Source organism: Bradyrhizobium sp. Ken51, assembly GCF_055807435.1.
The window spans coordinates 1-5,265 of the sequence record NZ_JBVVPB010000081.1 but is presented as its reverse complement, the minus strand read 5'-3'; the positions used below and the strand labels follow the sequence as shown (position 1 = coordinate 5,265).

The window sequence follows — 5,265 nt, the reverse complement described above, 5'->3', positions numbered from 1 at the left end:
ACGCCACGATGTGCATCGCAGCCTACGGATTCCTGGTCTCCGAGAAGGAGACGATTCCCCCCTCAGCAACTCGTCGCCCCGCGCCATTCCGGGCATCTGTCCTACCCGACGGTTATAGACCCAGAGGATCCCCCCTTGCGGCCTGAACGCCACATTCCAAACTCGATCGCAACCCTGCGTGTACGGTTGATCAAAGCGCTCATCAAAAACATGCCGCGATGTCCTTGCTGCGGCAGCACCGCCCCAACATCACGGCGGCAGTTATGACGCAGTACGACTAGTCGAGAAGCAGAGCCGCAGAGACCGGAAGCGCGGACGTAAACGTCAAGTGTCGTGATTGCTGCAAGTGCTCTGTCGCATTGACGACGCATGTCGCGATGGCCTCGATCGCCCTGTTTCTGCCGCTGGAGTGGCAATCTTCCAAGGTGTATCGATACTTTCTGGAGGCTTGCGGTGCGAGATATTGCGATCTCTATCACGTGGTACGGGACTTGCTGAACTCTCGCTAGGTCGTCTCGGCTCCGGGAGAAACACATGGTCGATGTGCAAGACATTGTACTGTCCGCACGGGAAAAACAGTGCTTGCGGTGGGTAGAGGAGGGCAAATCATCCTGGGCAATCGGAGTCATACTGGAAGTTAGCGAGAATACTGTCAATTTTCACCTTAAGAACGCGATGCGAAAGCTGGAAACAACCAGCCGCACCCAGTGCGTTGTCAAGGCGCGCCGTCTCAGACTGATTTGAGTTTATAGAGGCCCTCAGCGCGTGCCCGGCGACGCGTATCGCCAGGTACCGGAATCAATCCGTTACAATCCGATCTCGTCTCCCGAAAGCAGCGGGTTACCCGACCATCATCTGGCGGTTCCGGCGCGAGATTCCTCCAATTCATCGCCGGCCTTCGGCATTGGATCCCTGCAATGGACCCAGTTGCGGGCCGAGGAAGCCGCCCACGAATGGAGCCGTGATTCGCTGGAACGTCGACAGTGTCTTCGGCAAGAAACACCGCAAAGCGGCGATCGTGCCGACCTGGCGAGCCGCGGTATACCGTGCTTTCGAATCGCCGCAGTGTGATGCTGCGGCAACCGATGGTGTCGCCGCCATGGTGGCGGGTACCGACAGGCGCTCCGCCCGTATGGCCCGGGCAGCTGAGCGTTCCTGCTTGATGGAGCACCGCGCGCTCAGGTTTCTCCAGTGACGGGCCCCATTTTGCGGCGGGTTCAAAATTGTGTTGGGTGCGCCGCGGGTCCGAAACTGCTGTTGGCGCGGAAAACGCGCAACCAGGATGGATTTCCAGCGCAAGCAGACCGACACCGCCCTTATCGAGCTCGTCAGGAACGCGTGAACAGTCAGATCGGATAATCGGAACGTCATTCCGATTCGCGGCGAGGGCGCACGGCAAACCAGAGTCTCCGGTCCTCCACTATGTTGTCGCCACCAAGCAAGTCGATCGAATGTGGCGCTTTGCCAGTTCAAAGCGTAGAGTTCTTATCGCTCCATTTGCAAGACGCAGCACATCCCGCTCGCCGGTCTTGGCCGAGCACTCCAAGCGAGTTCCTAAGCGATCATAGAGCAAGATCCGAGGATTATGTGCCAGGATCGGATCTGTGTCGACTGAAGCGCCAAGCCTTGATAAATGCGGCGCTCACAAGAGCCTCATGGGGCGGGGTAGGCTCGGGTAGGATCCGATCCATGATCAAAAACGCCCCAGAGCAGTCTGACATAGAGCGCAACAGTTATTCGGGCGGGGCTCGGATTCTTTAGAACTGTGAACGCGATCCGTGCCCTCAAAGCCTTATAGCACTACTGATGCAGCAATAGTTATAGAGGCGCTTATTAAACTTATAATGACGGACGTGCGGCTTTGAAGACGGTCCAGCTAGTTTGCCCCCCGTTTCGCGTTATAGCCTCTGTGAGAACCTCATTTTCGGTGGTCCCTGGTTCGACGACCCCTCCGCGGGCTCGAACATTAGGTGTGCCGGGTAGTGCCTCGCACCAAACACCTGGTCATCAGTCATGAATCCGGTGTGGACGAGCTTATCGAGATCCAGGCTTGCACCCTGACGCGCATTCCGAAGACCAATGTGCGAAGCTACATCGAGCGGATCATTTAGCAAGCCGGCCAGCATGGCCGCGTCGCTCAGGTCGATATCCTGAACGCGTTTGTGGAGATACAGCCGTGCCGCCTCACTCACCCCGAAGACGCTAGCTCCGATCTGCACACTAGATAGATCTTTAGGAGTTCATCCTTGCTGAGCCGCCATTGGAGCGAAATCGCGACAAGTGCCTCGTGAACCCTGTCATCGACAGTGCCTCCATTTGCCGGGACTAGAATGCTCGCAACCTGCTGGCTAACTGACGAGTGTACGCTGTCTATGCCCGAGTTAGCATGGAATGAGCGGGCGATAGCGGCAAGGTCGATGCGAAATGTCTGTAGAAGCGGCGATCCTCGGTCGCAAGCGTTACCTTGATTTAGACGTCCGGAACCTCCTCCAGCGCAATCGAGCTAAACGTAGCGCAAGCGCTGGTCTGACCCGCGCGGCAGTCCGGCAGACACACTGCGTGGGTAGAGTCCTCGCCCCAATTCTGACCGGCGGTTTCATGAAAAATCGGGGTTGTCACGATCAAGGACGGTATCAAGCTGATGATGCCGAATGTTAAAGCCTCCGAAAGCGGCTCGACGATCGCCCAGCGTAACGATCGGCCAACACGCAGCGCACCTTACTTCAGCTCCGTAAGCATAGTGGTAATTGAACAGATAGGCCTGGCTATTCCCATTGTTCGCTCTTGGATCGCGGCGGTCCGAGTTCGCGGCATCATCTAATTCACTTGCTGCTTTCGATTATGTTGAGTTCGCGCGTCGAAAGGCGCGCCGCTGTCGGGATGCCGCTCGGGCTGCGGCTAGAACCACACAACGCAAGCTTGCAATCGGGGTCAGCTCTGAGATGATGAGGCCACTACGGCTGCAGCTATGAGGGTGATCGCAGTTCGTGAATCGTTCAGCGGTCACGCTGCAACACCAACGACGATCTGGCCCATCTGCCATCGATTGCCAATCTGGCCACCCACAGTTGCGCCGGTCGCATCATGACAGCCCTCGGGCGTGCCGCCGTGAAATCCCAGCAATTCGAGCTTGAGCCGAAGCCACCGTCCATGCCCATATAGTAGCCGCTCCAGTCGTCGATCGCGGCCGCGACAGGCTGGGGAGCTTTGGTATAGAGAGGCTGGACGGGCTGACCAGGCAGATCCGCACCGAATGCCGGCGTCACCGCGCCAAGCGCCATAATGCTTACAGTCGCAAGCAACAAGTTTTTCATTTCTACGAGGCCCCAGCCTCGTGCGTCTTAACAACGTTCGCGCGAAATTGTCGCAACATTTGCACCTAGAGCAATGTTCTTATCGAACGCTGCGTCTGGTTGCTGCTTTTCACGTCATCTCCAACTGCGCCCCAATGTTCGGTCGCATGCGGGCAAGCTAGCGTACGTGTGGACGAAGTAGGCTGCTGATCTCAGCGGATAAACCACACGACAAGCCAGATGATGCTCAGCCACACCGCAATGGAGAAGAGCAAGGCGCTTTGCAGCGTCCTCGCTCGTATCCTCTGACGCCATCGAAGGAGCTGCGACGAGCAGCCGGTGAACCGCCGACCGCGTACAACAGCTCTCACGTCATCGTAATCTGCAAACCGGAAGTGACAGCGATGCTTGCGAATATACGCCAGCCGCTCAGTGGGTGAGAGGCACTGTGCCCACACCTCCCTCGCCTCATCATCAACGCAAGCGCTATTTTCAAGGACTTCGGCGAGGCGCTCGTCAGGCTTCATGATGCATCCGCTGTACTGCCGGTCCCGGATCGAGTTCTAGGAAGAAAGCCGCACCTTCGAAACTATTAGTTTGGGTAGGTTGCTTCAGGGAATCTAGCTCGGCCATCAACCATTAGCATGGTCAACGCGAGCTTGATCGAGATTAAATCCGATTCGGGCGAGCGCACATCTCTCGGTTCAACCAGTGCAGATAGCGACGGGCATCGAAGCGCCGTAGATGCCGTAGGAAACTGAAAATGCTCCTCACCGGAGGTGCCGCAATCGTGCTCGCGTCCAATTCAATTCAAGGGCTAGCTCGCGCGCGAATTTCCTACCATCTCTGGTTGGAGTTCTGTCCGGCAGTGGTCTCCGCACGGCCGGGCCGGTTGCGATCCACCGTCTCCGACCCGCATCCGTGAACAGGCGACTCGGGGTCCTCACCGCTCAGCGCCTCGGGTGAAATCGGCCGTCACTCGCCCGTTACATGCGGCTGTCGGACCTGACGCGAGCACGCGCGTTGTCGCGATTTGGGATTGCGCGAACGAGGCCGAACGCGACGTTAGAACCGGGGCTGCGGGAACTCGGAGCGGCAGCGGGGCAGAAGCATCCGAAGGACAGAGAGCACCATAGAGTTGGACGCGCTCACGTACTTCGCGGGAACGCCAGCTCCGCACACCGTAGGCTTATCCAGAGCCGCCGAAGAAGGTCACAAGAAAAAGGAGCGCTGTCGTCCTCCTCAACGTCTACTCCGGAGGAGCGCCTTGGTGTTACGTCGCGCTCCTGCATCGCTGGTCGACAATTGCTCGGCGCGATGCGGCAGATGATTGATTCCGTGAGTGATGCTACGTACGATTTAGGTCCCTTCGGCGACTTCCAGCCGAGATGTATTCCAGCTCGAGGTGACCTACAGCAGCAGTGCGCGAAGCGTGACACAATTTTGCGGATGCTCCGGGAGCAAATCCACGCCTCGATCGTTGCAGGAACCGAAATTCGTTATGCCGATCGATGTGGTGGTCAGAGTGGGGCGCTTATCCCGACCGCGTTGCCCCATCTTTCTTCGCTGGTGGGCAATGGACAAACGTTCAGGTGGCATCTGGAACGTGGAGGAGACTAGCCATCTGGCTGCGCAATCGGCGCGACTCTCGTGCCCCCGGGTTGTTTGCGCGACGGCAGGCCGCCAGCCGACTACAACGAATTGCGAGGGCGGCCGCAGTCATCCTCTGAAAGCGAGGGCCTAAATCATACGGTCGTCGCCTTGATGCCGCCTGGGAAGGTGGCGCGGCGATCGTTCCCACGGCATGCCTACTGACGAGACAGACCCTTTCTGAGAAAGACACTGCCTTATATGCCCCGCTTGGTGATATCGAAGGATTGACCTGCCGCTGAACTTTCATCCATTGGCGATTAGAGTCTCGGCGGATCTTACGCCGTTTGGCGCGGGGTGAACAACGTGCGATCGGCGGAGC

The 5,265-nt window shown here is 58.0% G+C and carries 1 protein-coding gene and 3 pseudogenes; 1 reads left to right on the top strand and 3 read right to left on the bottom strand.

Features of this window, described 5'->3' with window-relative positions:
• Positions 1-552: 552 nt before the first annotated feature.
• Positions 553-744, top strand: a pseudogene (locus AC0L27_RS40595) (response regulator transcription factor); the annotation flags it as partial.
• Positions 745-885: 141 nt separating this feature from the next.
• Here the strand turns inward: AC0L27_RS40595 and AC0L27_RS40590 are convergent.
• The 3 genes and pseudogenes from AC0L27_RS40590 to AC0L27_RS40580 form a co-directional block, all read right to left on the bottom strand.
• A complete protein-coding gene (locus tag AC0L27_RS40590) occupies positions 886-1,371 on the bottom strand; it encodes a hypothetical protein (RefSeq protein WP_473323652.1) in 486 nt (161 codons plus the stop codon).
• Between the two features lie 527 nt (positions 1,372-1,898).
• Positions 1,899-2,419: pseudogene (locus AC0L27_RS40585) on the bottom strand (transglycosylase domain-containing protein).
• 593 nt (positions 2,420-3,012) lie between these two features.
• Positions 3,013-3,314 (bottom strand): annotated as a pseudogene (locus AC0L27_RS40580) (outer membrane protein); the annotation flags it as partial.
• Between the last annotated feature and the right edge of the window lie 1,951 nt (positions 3,315-5,265).